Source organism: Kitasatospora phosalacinea (assembly GCF_000716545.1).
Taxonomy (GTDB): Bacteria; Actinomycetota; Actinomycetes; order Streptomycetales; family Streptomycetaceae; genus Kitasatospora; species Kitasatospora phosalacinea.
The window spans coordinates 1-15,493 of record NZ_JNWZ01000101.1 but is presented as its reverse complement, the minus strand read 5'-3'; the positions used below and the strand labels follow the sequence as shown (position 1 = coordinate 15,493).

The 15,493-nt window shown below is 75.4% G+C and carries 18 protein-coding genes and 3 pseudogenes; 11 read left to right on the top strand and 10 right to left on the bottom strand.

The features are described 5' to 3' along the window. Window positions 1-272 (bottom strand): annotated as a pseudogene (locus OO48_RS40405) (sugar ABC transporter ATP-binding protein); the annotation flags it as partial. A gap of 200 nt (window positions 273-472) precedes the next feature. Between OO48_RS40405 and OO48_RS32450 the strand changes: the two are divergent. Together OO48_RS32450 and OO48_RS32445 are read left to right on the top strand one after the other, a co-directional pair. Beyond that, on the top strand, window positions 473-847 hold the full coding sequence (locus OO48_RS32450; RefSeq protein WP_033222878.1) for a VOC family protein: 375 nt from the start codon (window positions 473-475) through the stop codon (window positions 845-847). Window positions 848-1,043: 196 nt separating this feature from the next. Then, window positions 1,044-1,451, top strand: coding sequence for a hypothetical protein (locus OO48_RS32445; protein ID WP_245194895.1), 408 nt, complete (start codon window positions 1,044-1,046; stop codon window positions 1,449-1,451). Between the two features lie 135 nt (window positions 1,452-1,586). Here the strand turns inward: OO48_RS32445 and OO48_RS32440 are convergent, their stop codons facing one another. Further along, window positions 1,587-2,183: a TetR/AcrR family transcriptional regulator gene (locus OO48_RS32440; RefSeq protein ID WP_033222872.1), complete on the bottom strand. Its 597-nt coding sequence runs from the start codon at window positions 2,181-2,183 to the stop codon at window positions 1,587-1,589. Between the two features lie 128 nt (window positions 2,184-2,311). Here OO48_RS32440 and OO48_RS32435 point away from each other — a divergent pair, with 128 nt between their 5' ends. Both OO48_RS32435 and msrA read left to right on the top strand, forming a co-directional pair. Next, a complete protein-coding gene (locus tag OO48_RS32435) occupies window positions 2,312-2,884 on the top strand; it encodes a YbaK/EbsC family protein (RefSeq protein WP_209439585.1) in 573 nt (190 codons plus the stop codon). A gap of 121 nt (window positions 2,885-3,005) precedes the next feature. Next, entirely contained in the window at window positions 3,006-3,512 is a 507-nt protein-coding gene (msrA, locus tag OO48_RS32430) for a peptide-methionine (S)-S-oxide reductase MsrA (protein ID WP_033222870.1), read from the top strand. A gap of 128 nt (window positions 3,513-3,640) precedes the next feature. On the opposite strand, the gene OO48_RS32425 is transcribed toward msrA, so the two are convergent. Then, window positions 3,641-4,210, bottom strand: coding sequence for a TetR/AcrR family transcriptional regulator (locus tag OO48_RS32425; RefSeq protein WP_033222892.1), 570 nt, complete (start codon window positions 4,208-4,210; stop codon window positions 3,641-3,643). 81 nt (window positions 4,211-4,291) lie between these two features. Here OO48_RS32425 and OO48_RS32420 point away from each other — a divergent pair, with 81 nt between their 5' ends. Then, window positions 4,292-4,789 (top strand): FBP domain-containing protein, encoded by a 498-nt coding sequence (locus OO48_RS32420; protein WP_033222868.1) that lies wholly within the window; start codon window positions 4,292-4,294, stop codon window positions 4,787-4,789. Window positions 4,790-5,334: 545 nt separating this feature from the next. Here OO48_RS32420 and OO48_RS38705 read toward each other — a convergent pair. Further along, window positions 5,335-5,961 carry a hypothetical protein gene (locus OO48_RS38705; RefSeq protein WP_051733304.1) on the bottom strand — a complete coding sequence of 209 codons (627 nt, stop codon included), beginning with the start codon at window positions 5,959-5,961 and terminating at the stop codon, window positions 5,335-5,337. A gap of 162 nt (window positions 5,962-6,123) precedes the next feature. Further along, complete coding sequence (locus OO48_RS32410) at window positions 6,124-6,999, bottom strand: NAD(P)H-binding protein (RefSeq protein WP_033222866.1); 876 nt, start codon at window positions 6,997-6,999, stop codon at window positions 6,124-6,126. Between the two features lie 126 nt (window positions 7,000-7,125). On the opposite strand from OO48_RS32410, the gene OO48_RS32405 reads away from it, so the two are divergent. Together OO48_RS32405 and OO48_RS35605 are read left to right on the top strand one after the other, a co-directional pair. Then, window positions 7,126-7,680 carry a TetR/AcrR family transcriptional regulator gene (locus OO48_RS32405; protein ID WP_033222864.1) on the top strand — a complete coding sequence of 185 codons (555 nt, stop codon included), beginning with the start codon at window positions 7,126-7,128 and terminating at the stop codon, window positions 7,678-7,680. Between the two features lie 163 nt (window positions 7,681-7,843). Continuing rightward, window positions 7,844-8,266 carry a hypothetical protein gene (locus OO48_RS35605; RefSeq protein WP_051733300.1) on the top strand — a complete coding sequence of 141 codons (423 nt, stop codon included), beginning with the start codon at window positions 7,844-7,846 and terminating at the stop codon, window positions 8,264-8,266. Here OO48_RS35605 and OO48_RS36955 read toward each other — a convergent pair. Beyond that, window positions 8,254-8,496, bottom strand: a pseudogene (locus OO48_RS36955) (undecaprenyl diphosphate synthase family protein); the annotation flags it as partial. The gene OO48_RS35605 and the pseudogene OO48_RS36955 sit on opposite strands and share 13 nt — an antisense overlap. On the opposite strand from OO48_RS36955, the pseudogene OO48_RS32390 reads away from it, so the two are divergent. Both OO48_RS32390 and OO48_RS32385 read left to right on the top strand, forming a co-directional pair. Beyond that, window positions 8,486-8,920, top strand: a pseudogene (locus tag OO48_RS32390) (methyltransferase domain-containing protein); the annotation flags it as partial. The pseudogenes OO48_RS36955 and OO48_RS32390 sit on opposite strands and share 11 nt — an antisense overlap. Before the next feature lie 11 nt (window positions 8,921-8,931). Then, the gene (locus tag OO48_RS32385) at window positions 8,932-9,906 is read left to right on the top strand and encodes a hypothetical protein (protein WP_033222862.1); all 975 of its coding nucleotides are present in this window, start codon (window positions 8,932-8,934) and stop codon (window positions 9,904-9,906) included. A 7-nt stretch (window positions 9,907-9,913) separates the two neighbouring features. Here OO48_RS32385 and OO48_RS32380 read toward each other — a convergent pair whose 3' ends face one another. The 3 genes from OO48_RS32380 to OO48_RS32370 all read right to left on the bottom strand — a co-directional run bounded on the left by OO48_RS32380 (window position 9,914) and on the right by OO48_RS32370 (window position 12,339). Next, window positions 9,914-10,456: a hypothetical protein gene (locus OO48_RS32380; RefSeq protein WP_033222860.1), complete on the bottom strand. Its 543-nt coding sequence runs from the start codon at window positions 10,454-10,456 to the stop codon at window positions 9,914-9,916. A 157-nt stretch (window positions 10,457-10,613) separates the two neighbouring features. Further along, window positions 10,614-11,411, bottom strand: coding sequence for a hypothetical protein (locus OO48_RS32375; RefSeq protein WP_033222858.1), 798 nt, complete (start codon window positions 11,409-11,411; stop codon window positions 10,614-10,616). A 163-nt stretch (window positions 11,412-11,574) separates the two neighbouring features. After that, entirely contained in the window at window positions 11,575-12,339 is a 765-nt protein-coding gene (locus OO48_RS32370; protein ID WP_033222884.1) for a class I SAM-dependent methyltransferase, read from the bottom strand. 146 nt (window positions 12,340-12,485) lie between these two features. On the opposite strand from OO48_RS32370, the gene OO48_RS32365 reads away from it, so the two are divergent. Further along, complete coding sequence (locus OO48_RS32365) at window positions 12,486-13,160, top strand: biliverdin-producing heme oxygenase (RefSeq protein ID WP_033222856.1); 675 nt, start codon at window positions 12,486-12,488, stop codon at window positions 13,158-13,160. Window positions 13,161-13,345: 185 nt separating this feature from the next. Continuing rightward, window positions 13,346-13,645 (top strand): hypothetical protein, encoded by a 300-nt coding sequence (locus OO48_RS36950; protein WP_245194894.1) that lies wholly within the window; start codon window positions 13,346-13,348, stop codon window positions 13,643-13,645. Window positions 13,646-13,718: 73 nt separating this feature from the next. On the opposite strand, the gene OO48_RS32355 is transcribed toward OO48_RS36950, so the two are convergent. Continuing rightward, entirely contained in the window at window positions 13,719-15,281 is a 1,563-nt protein-coding gene (locus tag OO48_RS32355; protein WP_051733297.1) for an HtaA domain-containing protein, read from the bottom strand. Window positions 15,282-15,493 lie beyond the last annotated feature (212 nt).

Here is a 15,493-nt window from a genome sequence, read left to right as displayed (position 1 = left end):
GGCGGCGGCGTCCGCCACGACAGTACCGCCGCCGTCCCGGTCGACGGTGAGCGCACCGGTCATGATCGCCACGACCTCGGACATGGAGTAGTCGGACGGTTTGATCAGGGCCTCGCGCCGTCCCATCCGGTGGACGTGGATGCGGTCGGCGATCTCGAAGACGTGCGGCATGTCGTGGCCGAATGGGTCGAGGACCCGGCCGGACTCCTCGACGCCAGGGCCGCGGCGGGCCCGTCCGTCACGACGACGCTGCGGGCCCGGAAAACGGTTTGTCAGGGAGTCGGGCCGTTGCGTACGGTGGCCGGGTGAACACCGGAACGGCCATGGGCCACGCACGGATCGGTGACCCGGTGGGCGACTGACCGCGCCCCGGGTGCCGCAGGGGCGTCCGCACGTCCGAGGGCCGCCGGGCCCTGGAAGCAGTGCGCACACGCCCCCAGACCGACCACACCCGGAACGAGGTTCACCCGCCGTGCCAGCCGCCTTCAACCACACCATCATCGCCGCCAAGGACGCCCCCGCGTCCGCCCGCTTCTACCGCGAGCTGCTGGAGGCCGAACAGGCGCCCTCCTGGGGCCCGTTCACCAACCTGCTGCTCGCCGACGGCGTCTTGCTGCAGTTCGCCGAACCGCCGGTGGAGATCCAGATGCAGCACTACGCCTTCCTGGTCGACGACGGCCTGTTCGACCGCGCCCACGCCATGCTGCGCGAGCGCGGCATCGACCACTGGGCCGACCCGCAGATGAGGCGCCCCGGCGAGACCAACACCGAGCACGGCGGGCGCGGCGTCTACCTGCTCGACCCGGCCGGCCACGGCCTGGAGCTGATCACCCGTCCCTACCTGTAGGACGGGCCCGGGAGCCGGGTGCGAGGATGACGCGACGGACCACGCGGAACTGCGTGCCGCCCCGGCGGAGACGCGACGCGTCCTCACCCCGCACCTCGGCTCGGACTGGAGCGTCCCGGCCGGCCCGCTGGAGTGGAACTGCCGGGACACGCTCGCCCACCTCGGCCACGACCTGCTCGCCCACGCCGGGCGGGTCGTGGCCCGCCCCGAGACCCGCTACCTGCCCTTCGACCTGACGGTGCGTCCGGACGCCGACCCGGCCGAGGTGCTGGCCACCGCGCCGGCCTGCGGCGAACTGCCGGCCCTCGCGCCGGCCGCGGCCGGACCGGACGTCCGGGCCTGGCACCGGGGCCCGGCCGACCGGGCGGGCTTCGCCGCGATGGGCGTCGCCGAGACGCTGCCGCACACCCACGACGTCACCACCGGCCTCGCCCCGGACTGGACGCCGCCGCCCGCGCTCTGCGCCGCCGTGCCGGCCCGGCTCTTCCCCGACGCCCCGGCGGGCGACCCCGTCCCGGTCCTGCTCCGGTGCACCGGCCGGGGCGAGCTGCCGGGCCGCCCGCGCCGCGGGTCCTGGAGCCGGCGGGCGGCCCTCGCCGAGTGAGCCGGGCGGGCGCCGGTGCCCGGCGACGGCGGGAGCCGCGGACCGGGCCGGTCCGCACCCGGTCGGCGCCGGACCCCGACCGGGGTCACCGGGTTCCGGCGGGTTCCGGCCCCGAGCCCGCCGGCCCCTAGTCCGCTAGTCCGCCGGACGCGCCACCGGTCCCGCGTCGAGCAGCGCGTGGACGGCGGCGTGGACCTGGCGCGACACCGCTTCGGGGGTGGAGGCGTCCAGCTTGCCGTCCAGGTGGAGGAAGGCCAGGCCGTGCACGACCGCCCACACGGCGACGGACAGGGCCTCCGCGTCGGAGCGGGGGAAGACGCCGTGGACGACGTCCCGGACGTACTCCCGGACGGCGGCGGTCGCCGCGACCCGCTCCTCGTCCGTCGGATCGCAGGGTTCGGCGAACATCACGCGGAACATCGCCGGGTGCTCCAGCGCGAACCGGACGTAGGCGACGGCGACCCGGGCGAGGTCCTCGGGCGTGCGCGGAGAGGGGTGCGCGGCCGCCAGGTGCCCGGCGAGTTCGGCGTAGCCCTCCGCCGCGACCGCGGAGACGAGGGCGTCGCGGTCGGCGTAGTGGCGGTAGGGGGCGGTCGCCGACACGCCCGCCCGCCGTGCCACGGCCCGGAGGGACAGGCCCGCGCCGCCGTCCTCCTCCAGCAGCTCCCGGGCGGCGCGCAGGCACGCGGCGCGCAGGTCGCCGTGGTGGTACGGGGCGTCGGTTCGTGTCATGGGTCGCCCTCTCCGGTGTCCGCGCCGCACGCGTCGTCCTTCTCATGTGAACGCCGTACACATCCTAGTCGACGGGGCGGCGCTCCACGGCCGCGGGGGGAGGTCCGGCCCGGCGCTAGAGTCGGGGCATGAACGAGCAGGTGGAGCAGCCGGTGCGGGCGCCGTTCGGGAACTTCCCGCAGGTGCGGCGCGCGGTGGACGTCATGGAGGAACTGGCCGCCCCGGTGGCCGGGTTGTTGGACCGGTGGGACGCGGAAGCGGCCCGGCAGGTGCTGTACGTGGACACCGACCCGGAACTGGCCGACACCGCCGTGTTCTGCGAGGCGTACGACGTCCCGGCCGGGGCCTCCGCGAACTGCGTGGTGGTCGCCGCCAAGCGCGGCGGGGAGACGACGCTGGCCGCCGGACTGGTGCTGGCCACCACCCGGCTCGACGTCAACAGGGCGGTGCGCGGCCACCTGGGAGCGCGCAAGGCGTCGTTCGCGCCGATGGACACCGCCGTCGGCGAGAGCGGCATGGAGTACGGCGGCATCACCCCCGTCGGCCTGCCCGCGCACTGGCCGCTGCTGGTCGACGCGGCCGTCGCCGCCGCCCCGTACGTGCTGGTCGGCAGCGGGCGGCGGCGCGGGAAGCTGATCCTGCCCGGCGCGGTGGCCGCCGCGCTGCCCGGCGCGCAGGTCGTCGAGGGGCTGGCCGGCTGACCGGGGCGCGACCCCCGGCGGGCGGGAACATCGCGGGCGGTCCGGCGGTTGGACCGGGTGGTCCCCCGGGGTGGCGCCCCGGGCGGACGAGTCGACGTCCCATGCGAGGAGTGAGTACGAGATGACCACGGACCGCGCTGTCCTGGCCGGCGGATGCTTCTGGGGAATGCAGGAGCTGATCCGCAAACTCCCCGGCGTCCAGTCGACCCGGACCGGCTACACCGGCGGCCAGAACGCGCACGCCACCTACCGCAACCACCCCGGCCACGCCGAGGCGCTGGAGATCGTCTACGACCCGGAGCGGATCAGCTACCGGACGCTGCTGGAGTACTTCTTCCAGATCCACGACCCCAGCACCCTCGACCGGCAGGGCAACGACATCGGCAGCAGCTACCGCTCGGCGGTCTTCTACGCGGACGAGGCCCAGCGCGCCACCGCCCTGGACACCATCGCGGACGTCGACGCCAGCGGCCTGTGGCCCGGCAAGGTGGTCACCGAGGTCACCCCGCTGGGCGACTTCTGGGAGGCCGAGCCCGAGCACCAGGACTACCTGCAGCACTACCCCAACGGCTACACCTGCCACTACCCGCGCCCGGGCTGGAAGCTCCCCGTGCGCGAAGGCGCGTGAGCGGCGGGTAGGCACGGGTCGACGGCGGCCACCGGTCCTTCCGGTGGCCGCCGTCGCCGCGTCCGGGGGTCGTCGGCCGGGGGCTGCCGGGTGGTCGGCCCGCTCCGGGAAGGGCCGGCGCGGCCCGTTCAGCCGTCGGCGCGGGCGCGGAGCAGGGCGTCCAGCGAGTCGACGATCCAGTCCCAGGACTCCTGCGGGTCCACCGGCGTGTGGGCGAAGCCCCCGGCGGACTCCAGCTCGATGTAACCGTGGAAGACGCCGCCGAGCAGGCGGACGGCGTGGGTCTGGCCGGGCTCGGAGAGGTGGTAGCCGCGCAGGACGGCCCGGGTCAGCTGGGAGTGGCGGGGGGCGGCGCTGGCGGCGGCGGTCTCCGGGTCGAGGCGCAGCCGGGCGGCCTCGTAGCGGCCCGGGTGCTCGCGGGCGTAGCCGCGGTACGCCTCGGCGAAGGCGGCGAGGGCGTCGCGCCCGGAGCGGCCGGCGATCGCGTCGGCGGCGCGGTCGGCGAGTTCGGCCAGGGCGAGCAGGGCGATCCGGACCTTGAGGTCGTGCGAGCTCTTGACGTGCGAGTACAGGCTGGCGACCTTGACGTCGAAGCGGCGGGCCAGTTCGGTGACCGTCACCTGCTCGAAGCCCACCTCGTCGGCCAGTTCCGCGCCCGCTCTGGTCAGCACCTCGGGGGTCAGACCTGCACGTGCCACCGTGTTCACCCGTTCCTCTCCCGGTTCCTTCAAACATTATCCGTTTGCCTAAACGACTTAGGCAAATTAGCGTGGTGTTTCGTGAGAGAGCTGACCGACCCCGAGATCCGCGCCGCGTTCCTGAACTGCTCCAAGGGCGAGGCGAAGCGACTGAACCTGCCCCGCGAGCTGGCCGAACAGCCCTGGCCCGAGCTGGACTTCCTCGGCTGGCGCGACCCGCAGGCCCCCGACCGCGCCTACCTGGTCACCGAACTGGACGGCCGCCCGCAGGCCGTCGTCCTGCGCGCCTCCTCCGGCGCGTCCTGGCAGGCCCGGCGGAGCATCTGCTCGCTGTGCGTCACCACGCACACCGGCGGCGTCTCGCTGCTGGTGGCCCCGCTGGCCGGCCCGGCCGGGCGGCAGGGCAACTCGGTCGGCGCGTACATGTGCAGCGACCTGGCCTGCTCGCTGTACGTGCGGGGCCTGCGCGAGACCGGCACCAAGATCTACGAGTCGCTGACGCTGGAGCAGCGGATCGAGCGGATGCGCGGCAACCTGGCGGGCTTCCTGGCGAAGGTGCGCGGAGCGGGGCAGGACTGAGCGGCCGCCAGAAACGGGCCTTGCCGGGCTGCGGCGCCCGGTGCGCGAACGAACCGGCCGGGGCGGAGAAGGGCCGGGGCGGACGGCGAACCTCACGGTGGACGGCTCGGGAAGCGGCGCGGCCGACAGCCCGGAGGTCCTCGACGCGTTCGACGCGCTGGAGCGGCGGATCCGGTCGGGGCGGGCGGGCGTGGCCGGTCCGAGCGCCCGGCCGACCGGGAGCGCCGCCCGCAGCCGGTCGGCGTCCCGCGCGGCCCCGGGACGGGAGCGCGGCGCGGCCCGCAGCAGCCCGGCCCGCCGCTCGTCCGGCGCGGTCGCCGGTACCGGGCCCTCCGACGTCGGCAGACCGGACCAGCCCGACGGGCACCGGCCGGACTCCGGGGAGACCGCGACCGTCGCGGCGCCCGGCCCGGGGAAGGCGCCCGGCCCACCGGTCGGCGGCTCTCCGGAACAGCGGATCGCCCGTCATCTCCCCGGCCTGGCGGCGGAGTCGGCTGCCGGGCCAGGGGGTTTCCGACGGCGACCGGCCGGTGGCCGGGCGGAGCTCAGTGGCCGCCCTTCGAGGGGGAGCAGCCGCCCTCGACGTAGGGGCCGTGCACCTCGATGTGCGGCGGGTCGGACAGCGTGCCCGTCAGGCAGGGGCCGACCTGCGGGACGAAGAAGGAGAACTGCACGCCGTTGGCGCCCTGGGTGACGGTGGCGTCCGGGTAGCCGAGGCTGGCGAGCAGTTCCTTCGCCTGCTCGGTCCCGGCCGGGGTGTGCCCGGCCAGTCCGGTGACGATGCGCGCGGCGTGCGCGTCGCCCCGGCACTGCTGGGCGGGGCTCAGCGCGGTGGTCTTCAAGTAGCCGTGGTTCTCACCGTACTTGGGGTTCTCGGGCTGGCCGGCCGTCGAGGACTGGCCGCTCGCCGACGGCTGGGCCACCGGCGGCGGCACCGCGGTGGGCCGGCCGTTGCAGGTCTTCGCGATGGTCGGGAACGCCCGGTCGTGGTCGGCGGCCGCCTGGACCTGCTGCTGCTCGTACTTCTGCTGGCTCTCCTGCGCGGCGTTCGACGAGCCGGAGCCGGAGCCGGAGCCCGAACCCGAGCCGGTGCTGTGGGTGGAGCCGCAGCCGACGAGCAGGGTGCCCGCGGCGAGTACGGCGGCGGCTGCGGCCAGGGCGGGACGTTTCACGGTGGGGGCTCCGGTCGGTGGGGGGCGGGCCCTGGGCGGCCCGCGAGTGTGATCATCATTCCGTATGCGGCGGACCGTTGGCCAGAGTACTCGTACTCTGATCCCGGACACCGCCGGGCGCCGGGCAAGATCGGGTCAAAGGTGGGTCAAGGTCAGCGCCGCTCACGGGAGTTGGACGGCCGCGCGGAGGGCGGGCAGGTGGTCGGCCAGGAAGGCGTCGACCGTGCGGGCGGGCCGGCCGAGCAGGTCGGGGACGGCGGCGGTGACCTCGGCCAGGGAGCCCGCCGCGACCTCGCGCAGCAGCCCGGCCAGATCGGCGGCGAAACCGGACGGGGCACCCCGGGCGGTCAGCGCGGCGGCGACCTCGTCCGGGGCGAGGGGCGCGAGGCCGACCGGGCGGCCCAGCGCGAGTGAGATCCGCTCGGCCAACTCCCGGTCGGTCAGGGCCCGCGGGCCGGTCAGCACGAAGGACTCGCCCGGGCGCGGCGCCCCCGTCAGCAGCACCTCCGCGCACTCGGCGATGTCCCGGGCGTCGATGTGCGAGACGGGCGCGCCGCCGTAGCGGGCGATCAGCCGCCCGTCCGGGGTGAACGCCCCCGGGGCGAGCAGGTTCTGCAGGAAACCGGAGGGCTGGAGCAGCGTCCAGGCCGGTCCGGCGGCGGCCAGCCGGCGGTCGAGCACGCTGTGCGCGCCCTGGGCGAGCAGACCGCCCGGCTCGGCGTGCCACACCGAGACCTTCACCACGTGCTCGACGCTCGCGGCCGCGGCCGCCTCGATGGCGGCGGTGAGTTGCCGGACCATCGGCTGCTCCCCGTCCACCGGCAGCGCGCCGGGCCCGCCCAGGAACACCCGGTCCGCGCCCTCGAACGCGGCGGCCAGCGAGGCCGGGTCGTCGAAGTCGCCGACGGCGTACGGGCAGCCCAGGGCGCGGCCCTTGGCCCCGTCGCGCACCAGGGCGCGGAACCCGGCCCCCCGTTCGGCGAGCCGGCGCACCAGGTGGCGGCCGATCGAGCCGGTGGCTCCGGTCAGCAGGATCACGGCGGGTTCCCCCTGTTCGGGCGACTGGCGCCCCGTTAAAATGAGGCATCCTCGGTTTCGAGGTAAGTCGAGGATGCCTCGATTTGTAGGTGGGGCGCAAGGTCTGCCCCCGGAAAGGGAGTTGACGTGGCCGAAACCGCCCGCCGCCGACCGCGCGCCGACGCGCTGCGCAACCGCGAACGGCTGCTCGCCGAAGCCGACGCGGTGTTCCGCGCGGAGGGCACCGGCGCCTCGCTGGAGGGCGTCGCCCGCCGGGCCGGTGTCGCGACCGGCACCCTCTACGGCCACTTCCCGACCCGCGCCGCCCTGATCGCCGCCCTGCTGGAGGCCCGCAACCGGGAGCTGTTCGAGTACGGCGACGGCCTCGCCGAGCACCCCGACCCGGCCCGGGCGCTGGCCGACTGGATCCGCGCGGTCGTCCGGCACGCCGCCGCCTACCAGGGCCTGGCCGCCGCGCTGGCCGCCCGCTCCGGCGAACTCCAGGACTCCTGCCACCGGTTGACGGCCATCGGCGAACGCCTGGTCGACCGGGCCCGGGCCGCCGGAGCGCTGCGCGGCGACACCACCGGCGCCGACGTGTTCACCCTGATGAACGCCGCGGCCTGGGCCCGCGAGCACGACACCCCCGCCCAGGCCGACCGGCTGCTCGACCTCGCGCTGGCCGGGATGATCGCCCGATGAGCGGGACGGGCCGGGCGGAGGACGGTGCGGCGGCCGGGGCGGCTGACCGGAACACCGCGTCGGCCTTGCGCCGCTGAGCCCCGCCGGGAGGGCCGGGCCCCCGTTCAGGTGAACCGGCTCCGGGCCCGTCCCGTGCGGCGGGCGGCGGGCGTTGGATCAGGGTATGGACGACGCCGCGACCACCCCCGACGCCCGGACGGACGCGCACCCCTGCGTCTGGTGCGGCAGGCCCGCCCCCACGGGCGGCAAGCGGGGGGCCCGCCCCAAGTACTGCGGCCAGGCCTGCCGGCAGCGCGCCTACGAGGCCCGCCGCGAGCGGCGCCGCACCGCCGCCGCCCTCGGCCTGATCGCCGACACCGACCCGGCCGAGCGCGCGGAACGCGCCGCGGCCGCGCTGGCCGACGCGGCGCGCGTCCTGCTGGAGATCGCCTGCACCCGGCCCGGGCTCCCGCAGCCCGTCGCCATGTCCGCCGCGGAGAGCACTGGCATCCTGGAGGCCCTCCTGCGGGTGACCACCGGCCGGCTCCCGTCCCCCCGGCCCGGGGAGGGCCGCCCGCTGCCGCCGGCCGGACCTCAGGCGCCGTAGCGGCGCCGGCGGTCGGCGTACGCCCCGACCGCGCGCAGGAAGTCGACCTCGCGGAAGGCCGGCCAGTACGCGTCGCAGAAGTACGGTTCCGCGCAGGCGCTCTGCCACAGCAGGAAGTTGGACATCCGCTGCTCGCCGCTGGTGCGGATGACCAGGTCCGGGTCGGAGCTGCCCGCGGTGTGGAGGTGGCGGGCGATGTGGTCGGGCGACAGCTCCTCGGCCAGCGCCCTCGCCGAGGCCCATCGGGTGCTGCGCCCCGGCGGCCGGCTGGTCGCCGCCGAACCCGACTGGGGCACCCTCGCCGTCGACCACCCCGACCCCGCGCTCGCCCGCGCCTTCACCCGGCACCTCACCGACCGGGTCGTCCGCAACCCGCTGATCGGCCGCCAACTGCCCAGGCCGGCCGAGCGGTGCGGCCTCGCCGTGCGCGCCGTCACCCCCGTCCCCGCGCTCTTCCGGGACGTCCGGGACGCCGACCGGGTGCTCGGGCTGCGGCGCAACACCGAACGGGCCGTCGCCGCCGGGTACCTGACCCGGGAACAGGCCGGGGAGTGGCTCGACCACTTGGCGCACGGGCCGTTCCTGGCCGCCGTCACCGTGTTCGTGGCCACCGCCGAGAAGCCCGGCCCGGGGGCTGTCGGTGCACCGCGCTAGGGTCCGGGGGCATGAGTGACGACCACGGCCGCCGTCTGCCGACCACCCGCCTGGCAGGGGGTGCGATCCGCGCCTACGACACCGCCGCCCCGGGGTCCGGGCCGCTGCTGCCGGTCGCGGAGTTCCGGCCGCGGGAGGGGGACGAGGTCCGCGACCACGCGGTCGCCCCGGACCTGACGCGGGCGTACTACACCACGCTGGACGCCGCGGTGTGCGTCGGGGCGGACGGCGCCGAGCTGTGGCGCTCGGCCGTCGAGGGGGAGCGGACGCGCGAGCGGGGGCACCGGCCCGGGTGCGGGCTCTCCGCGGACGGCCGGCGGCTGTGGTTCTACCGGCCCGACGCGATGGCCGGCCGCGGCAGCCATGACGGGTGGACGGTGCTGGATGCCGCGACCGGCGCCGTACTGGGCCGGGCCGACCTGGGCACCGTCGGCCACGCCGGCGCGCACTTCGCGCACCCCGACGGGACGGTGCTGCTGGACGTCGGCGAGGGCCAGGACGGCACGGTGGTCTTCCGCGGCTCGCTCACCGACGGCGGCCTCGAAGTGGCCGCCTACCCCTGGACCGACCGCTGTCTGATCGGCCTCTCCCCGGACGGGAAGCACTTCCTGACGGTCGACCACGGGCAGCGGGACTTCACCGTGCACGCGTACCCGGGCGGCGAGGCCGAGTTCACCGTCACCGTCGACGACTTCGGTCACGACGGCGACGGGTGCGAGGCCGTGGTCGAGTGGAGCGGCGGCTACCTCGACCAGGACACCCTCGTGGTGGTGCTGTACGGCGAGGACGAGGACGAGGACGAGGCGGGCGACGGGGAGTGGTTCCGCAGCCACCGGGTCGACGCGCGCACCGGCCGGATCCTCGGCGAGTTCGACTCCGGCGCCCGGGACTGCTACGACCTCCACCCGCTCGGCGACGGCAGCTGGCTGACCACCGACGGATCCGGCCGTCCCGTGCGCCGCACGGGACGGCCGGAACAGGTCTGACGGACCGTCACCCGGACCCGGCCCGCAGGCCCGCGGGAGCGCGTTCCTCCTCGGCGCGGAGTCGGTCGGTCGCCTCGGTCGCTCCGGCCGGCTCCAGTGATGAGGCCCGGCGCAGGCGCGAGGAGCGCCAGGTGCGCCAGAGGAACACCGGCCAGGCGACGGCCGCCGCCAGGCCGCCGAGGGCGAAGCCCGTCACTATCAGGTAGGTGTAGCCGCCGCCGGTGGCGAAGACCCCGTCGGAGGAGCCGGAGTCCAGGGCTTCGACCGTCCCGCCCACCCGCAGGGAGTCCGGGTCGTCGTAGAGCAGGACGTCCGTGCGGCTGGAGGAGCCGTCCGCCGCCTTCCAGTCGCCGTAGTAGCTGCAGGACCTGCGGCCGCAGGACTCCCGGAGGGCGGTGTACGTCCCGGTGACCCCGCTGCCGCCGTGCGCCTTCCAGGCCGGTACGAGGTCGGGCGCGGCCTTGGCGAGACCGACCAGGGCGAAGAAGGGCAGGCCGATCCAGAGGAACAGCCACGTGCGCCAGTGGCGCTTCGCGGGGAGGGCGTTCATGACGGCGGAGCCTAGGGGGCGGGCCGGGCCCCGGGAAATCGCTCCGGTCGGGAAAAGCCCTGCACAAGGCGCATTTCGCCCTCCGGGGCCGCGGCGATGAGACCAGCCTCACTCCGTTCCGGGGCGGATCGGGAGCGCGGCCCGGGCCGAGGGGCGGTCAGGAGTTCCACCAGGCCGGGCGGACCCGCAGCGACTCCTCCTTGACGCAGCCCAGCCCGTTGACGATCTCCTGGGCGTGCAGGTCCCAGCCGACCACGCCGTTGCCCTTGCGGTCCAGCTCGATCAGCCGGGACTGCTCGGTGTGCGCCCCCGCCGCGACCTCGCAGCGCAGCACGGTGTCCCAGGCCAGCCCGTCCAGCGCGGCCGCGAACGCCGTCACCGGCAGCACCACGACGGTCAGCAGCAGCGCCGTCCACTGCTCGGCCGCCACCAGCCGCAGCCGCCACGGCGCCAGGGGGACGGCGTCCGGCCGCCCGTGCGGGCGGGGGCGGCGGCCCGCCCGGTACTCCTGGACCAGCCCCTGGCGCAGCGCCAGCGCGGCCAGCGTCACCCCGAGCCCCCACCAGGGCCCGTAGAAGACCCAGCACAGCACGCCCATCGCCACCGGGTTGACCAGCGTCAACGCCACCGTCCGGGCCACCGCGCCCGCCGAGCGCCCGCTCGGGACGGCGCCGCGCGCCGCGAACAGGGCGAACACCACCCGGGAGGTGACCACCGCCACCAGGGAGCCCAGCAGCGGACGCGTCGTCACCATGCCGACCAGCACCTCGCCGAGGTTCGGCACGCCCATGGTGGTGACCACCTCGCGGGTGTGCGAGCCGCCGCCGACCGTCCAGGCGATCTTCACCAGCGGCACCGCCGCGAGCAGCGCCAGCAGCACCGTGTGCCCCGGCCCGCCCTTGCGGTCCAGCTCGGTGCGCCCCTCCGCCGTGCCGTGCGCCGTACCGTGCGCCATCTTCGGCCGCCTCCCGCCGTCGTCCCGCCGTCGTGCCGCAGTCGTCCTGCGGCGTTCCCGGCCGGATGCATAGCCGGTTCGGGTGGTTTCCGACCCGGCGGGTCGCCGGTGCGGGTGACGGTTTGCGCCGGGCGGTCGAGCGGCCGGGCGGCGGCCGGGCGGTTCAGGCGGTGGGCCTGCGGGCCTCGAGGAGGGTGCGGGACATGGTGGAGACGAACACGCCCTCGCGCCCGATCAGTTCGTGCAGCTCGCGCAGCCGCTCGCGGTAGCGGTCGACCGAGAAGCCGGGCACCGTCCAGATCACCTTGCGCAGGAACCAGACCACCGCTCCGACGTCGGAGAACTCCAGCCGCAGCCGCTCGTTGCGGCACTCCACCACCTCCAGCCCCGCCGCCCGGGCCCGCGCCGCCTCCACCTCGTGCTCGCGGTCGGTGGGCAGCGGGAACGGCCCGAGGAAGAACTCGCTCAGCTCGACGTTGGTGCGCCCGCCCACGTGCTGGGCGAAGTACGTGCCGCCGGGGGCCAGCACCCGGGCGATCTCCGGGAAGTCCACCCGCGCCGGATGACGGCTGGTCACCAGGTCGAACGCGCCGTCGGCGAACGGCAGCGGCGCGTCCTCCGGGGAGGCCACCAGGACGGCGCCCAGCGGGTGCAGCAGCCGCGTCGCCCGCGCCGCGTTCGGCGCCCAGCCCTCGGTCGCCACCAGCGTGCGCGGGAAGTTCGCCGCGCCCGCGCCCGCGAGCACCTCGCCGCCGCCGGTCTGCACGTCCAGCGCCGCGGAGGCCGCCGCCAGCCGCTCGCCCAGCAGCCGCTGGTACCCCCAGGACGGGCGCTGCTCGGTGGCCCGGCCGTCGAGCCAGGAGAAGTCCCACCCGTCGACGGGGGCGGCAGCGGCCTCGTCCACCAGGGCGTCGAATGATCGGTTCATGATGAGCATCCAAGCACGTCGGAGCCGGTGCGTCGAAGCGTTTCAACGCTCCGTGGAATCTTCCCGACAGGGCGTCGGCAAGGGCTTGACTTAGGGTAGCCTCACCTAAATAATCGGGAAGATTCGATCTTTGGAGGCCCTTCCCGATGTCCAGCCCCGACCAGCGGTCCGCCGCCTTCTCCGCCCTGCTCCGCACCGCCAGCGCCGAGGAGCACCAGGCGGCCGAACAGTCGTCCTTCATGGGCGACCTGCTCGGCGGAAGGCTCGGCGTCCAGGCCTACACCGACCTCACCGGCCAGCTCTGGTACGTCTACCGCGCCCTGGAATCCCGCCTGGGCGCCCTCGCCGCCGACCCGGTCGCCGGCCCGCTGATCGACCGCGCCCTGCTCCGCACCGCCGCGATCGAACGCGACCTCGACCACCTGGCCGGCCCCGACTGGCGCGACGCGCTCGCCCCGCTGCCCGCCACCGAGGCGCTCGCCGCCCGGATCGGGGAACTCGCCGGGACCTGGCCGGCCGGCTACCTCGCCCACCACTACACCCGCTACCTCGGCGACCTGTCGGGCGGTCAGATCATCCGCGGCGCCGCCGAGCGCACCTGGGGCTTCGAGCGCAAGGGCGACGGTGTCCGGTTCTACGTCTTCGAGGAGATCGACAACCCCGCCGCGTTCAAGCGCGACTACCGCGCCAAGCTGGACGCCGCGGGCGAACTGATGGACGAGGTCGAGCGCCGCCGGGTCGCCGAGGAGTGCAAGCGCGCCTTCGTCCTCAACGGCGCGATATTCGACGAGCTCGGCGGGCGGTACCCGCTGAGCGCCTGAGCGCCCGAGCGATTGGGCACCGGACGCCGCCGGCCCGGCGCGGGAACCGTTCCCGCGCCGGGCTCCGTCGTAGGTGCGTGCGTGTCGGGTGTGCATGCCGGGTGTGCGTGTCGGGTGAAAGGACCGGGCGGGGGAGGAGCGGGGCGGGTGACGGGGCGGCCGTGCGCTCGGGCATCATCGTCCGCATGAGCGACACGCACGATGACCAGTTGGCCACCCTCTGGCAGGGTTTCCTCCACCTGCCCTTCCCGCAGAGCTGCTACCTGCGGTCCCCCGCCGGTGAAGACCTGGTGCTGCTCGACAGCCACCTCGCCGGCTGCGTGTCCGCCGCGTTGGCCGGGCCGCTCGACCAACGCCGCAGAGAAGCCCTGCGCACCGGCATAGCGACCGTCCACCGGATCCTGCCCGAACTCGCCGACGACCCCGGGGCCGCCGACTACTTCACCCGCCTGCGCGAACTGGCCGAACTGGCCGGCGAACGCTGACCTGGGCCGTACGCGCAGCGGGGACGGGCCCGTACGGGAGGACTCCCGTACGGGCCCGACGCGTTCGGCCAGGTCACTCGGCGCTGGTGGCGGTGGAGGAGGAGCGGCGGCGCGCCAGGACGACGGTCGCCCCGCCGACCAGCAGCAGCCCGGCGGCCGTCGCCAGGATCGGGGCGGTGCCGCCGCCGGTGAAGGCGAGTTCACCGCCGGAGGCGGTGAGGGTGGCGCCACCGGTGGAGGAGGTGCCGGTGCCCGTACCGCCGGTCCCCGTGCCGGTGGAGGGGGCGGTGGACGGCAGGGGAGCGGAGCGGTCGAAGGAGAGGACCGCGGTGACCGGCGCCAGCACCTTGCCATCCTTGTACTGCCCGAACACCGGGACGCCGGCGGCGGTCAGTGTCGCCGGAACCGCGCGCAGCGTCACCACGCCGTCGACCGGGGTGAAGTCGGCCCCGGACAGGTCGAGTTCGGCGATCCTGGCCCCGGACAGCACGACCGGCTGCCCGCCGGAGAGGGACTTGGCGGTCACGTCCGCGACCAGGTACGCGCCGGAGGCGTCCACCCGGAGGCCCAGCTTCGACAGCGCGGTGTCCAACTGGTACTGCCCGTCGGCCCCCCGGTGGCCCAGGAAGCGCACCGACCCGGCGAAGTCCGCCGACAGCGCGTGGGTGTCCGTCCGGTAGCTGCCGCTGCCCGAACCGAACCCGAAACCGGCCGCGCCGCCGCCGAACTCGACCTTGCCGGCCGCGATCGGCCCCGTCACGTAGGCCACGAAGTCGGGCTGCACGCCCCACTCCAGGCGGCCGTCGACGATCGCCAGCTCGTCGCCCGCCGGGGTGGAGGCGGACGCGGAGGGGGAGGGAGAAGGGGCGGCGGAGGCAGAGGCGGACGCGGACGCGGACGCGGAGGGGGAGGAAGAGGGTTCGGGCGAGGAGGAGGGCTCGGCGGGAGTGCTGGGCTCCGGCGAGGCAGAAGCAGAAGCGGAGGCCGAGGCAGAGGCGGACGGGGACGGGGCGGGCGTCTGCTTGAGGACGATCGACAGCGGGTCCAGCGAGGTGCCCGCCTGGTAGAACCCCGCGAACGCCTTCGCGCCCTCGGCGGTCAGGGCGGCGGCGGTGGCCCCGCCGTTGGTGGTGTCGCGGGCGACGGTGAAGGTGGCCAGCGGGACGTCCTCGCGCAGGGTCGGGGCGGTGGCGCCGATGGTCTCCTTGGAGGCGGTGTCCGCGGTGAGGGTGCCGGTGGTGCCCTCGGTGGTGATCCGCAGGTCGCTGAGCGCGATGTCCAGCGCGCCGTCGTGGGCGAGGAAGCGCACCCCGCCGTCGAACGCGGCGGTCAGCCGGTGGGTCGTCATGTCGTAGCCCGCGGAGGCCAGGTCGAAGTGGTACGAACCGTCCTGGTTGACGGTGGCCCCGCCGCTCGGCGTGATGCTGCCGCCGCCGATCGGGCCGGTCACGTAGCTGCGGAACTTCGCCAGGACGCCCCAGTCCAGCGAACCGGTGTCGTAGTGGACGGTGGTGGGCGCGCCGGCGCCGAAAGCGAGGGCGGGCAGGCCGAAGGCGGTCAGACCGAGCCCTGCGGTCGCGGCGGCGAGAGCGGCCAGCCGGGTGCGGTTGCGGTGGCGGGCGGGGGTGTGGGACATGGGTGTGGCTCCGGGAATCGGTGTGGTGGGGACGGAAGGGAGGGCAGGGGCTCTCTGGCGGGGCGTCAGGAGCGCTTGCGGCGGACGACGAAGGCGATGGCCGCTGCCGCCGCCGCGGCGAGGGCCGGGGCGAGGACGGTGATCAGGGCGGTGGAGGACGGGGCGGGGGCTGTCTCTTATACACATCTGACGCTGCCGACGATACCCCTTGT

Coding starts and splice junctions, on each gene's coding strand:
- OO48_RS32440 (WP_033222872.1), bottom strand. CDS start 2,183: ATGACACGAACCGACGCCCCGTACCACCACGGCGACCTGCGCGCCGCG.
- OO48_RS32435 (WP_209439585.1), top strand. CDS start 2,312: ATGAACGAGCAGGTGGAGCAGCCGGTGCGGGCGCCGTTCGGGAACTTC.
- msrA (WP_033222870.1), top strand. CDS start 3,006: ATGACCACGGACCGCGCTGTCCTGGCCGGCGGATGCTTCTGGGGAATG.
- OO48_RS35605 (WP_051733300.1), top strand. CDS start 7,844: ATGGACGACGCCGCGACCACCCCCGACGCCCGGACGGACGCGCACCCC.
- OO48_RS32385 (WP_033222862.1), top strand. CDS start 8,932: ATGAGTGACGACCACGGCCGCCGTCTGCCGACCACCCGCCTGGCAGGG.
- OO48_RS32380 (WP_033222860.1), bottom strand. CDS start 10,456: ATGAACGCCCTCCCCGCGAAGCGCCACTGGCGCACGTGGCTGTTCCTC.
- OO48_RS32375 (WP_033222858.1), bottom strand. CDS start 11,411: ATGGCGCACGGTACGGCGCACGGCACGGCGGAGGGGCGCACCGAGCTG.
- OO48_RS32370 (WP_033222884.1), bottom strand. CDS start 12,339: ATGAACCGATCATTCGACGCCCTGGTGGACGAGGCCGCTGCCGCCCCC.
- OO48_RS32365 (WP_033222856.1), top strand. CDS start 12,486: ATGTCCAGCCCCGACCAGCGGTCCGCCGCCTTCTCCGCCCTGCTCCGC.
- OO48_RS36950 (WP_245194894.1), top strand. CDS start 13,346: ATGAGCGACACGCACGATGACCAGTTGGCCACCCTCTGGCAGGGTTTC.
- OO48_RS32355 (WP_051733297.1), bottom strand. CDS start 15,281: ATGTCCCACACCCCCGCCCGCCACCGCAACCGCACCCGGCTGGCCGCT.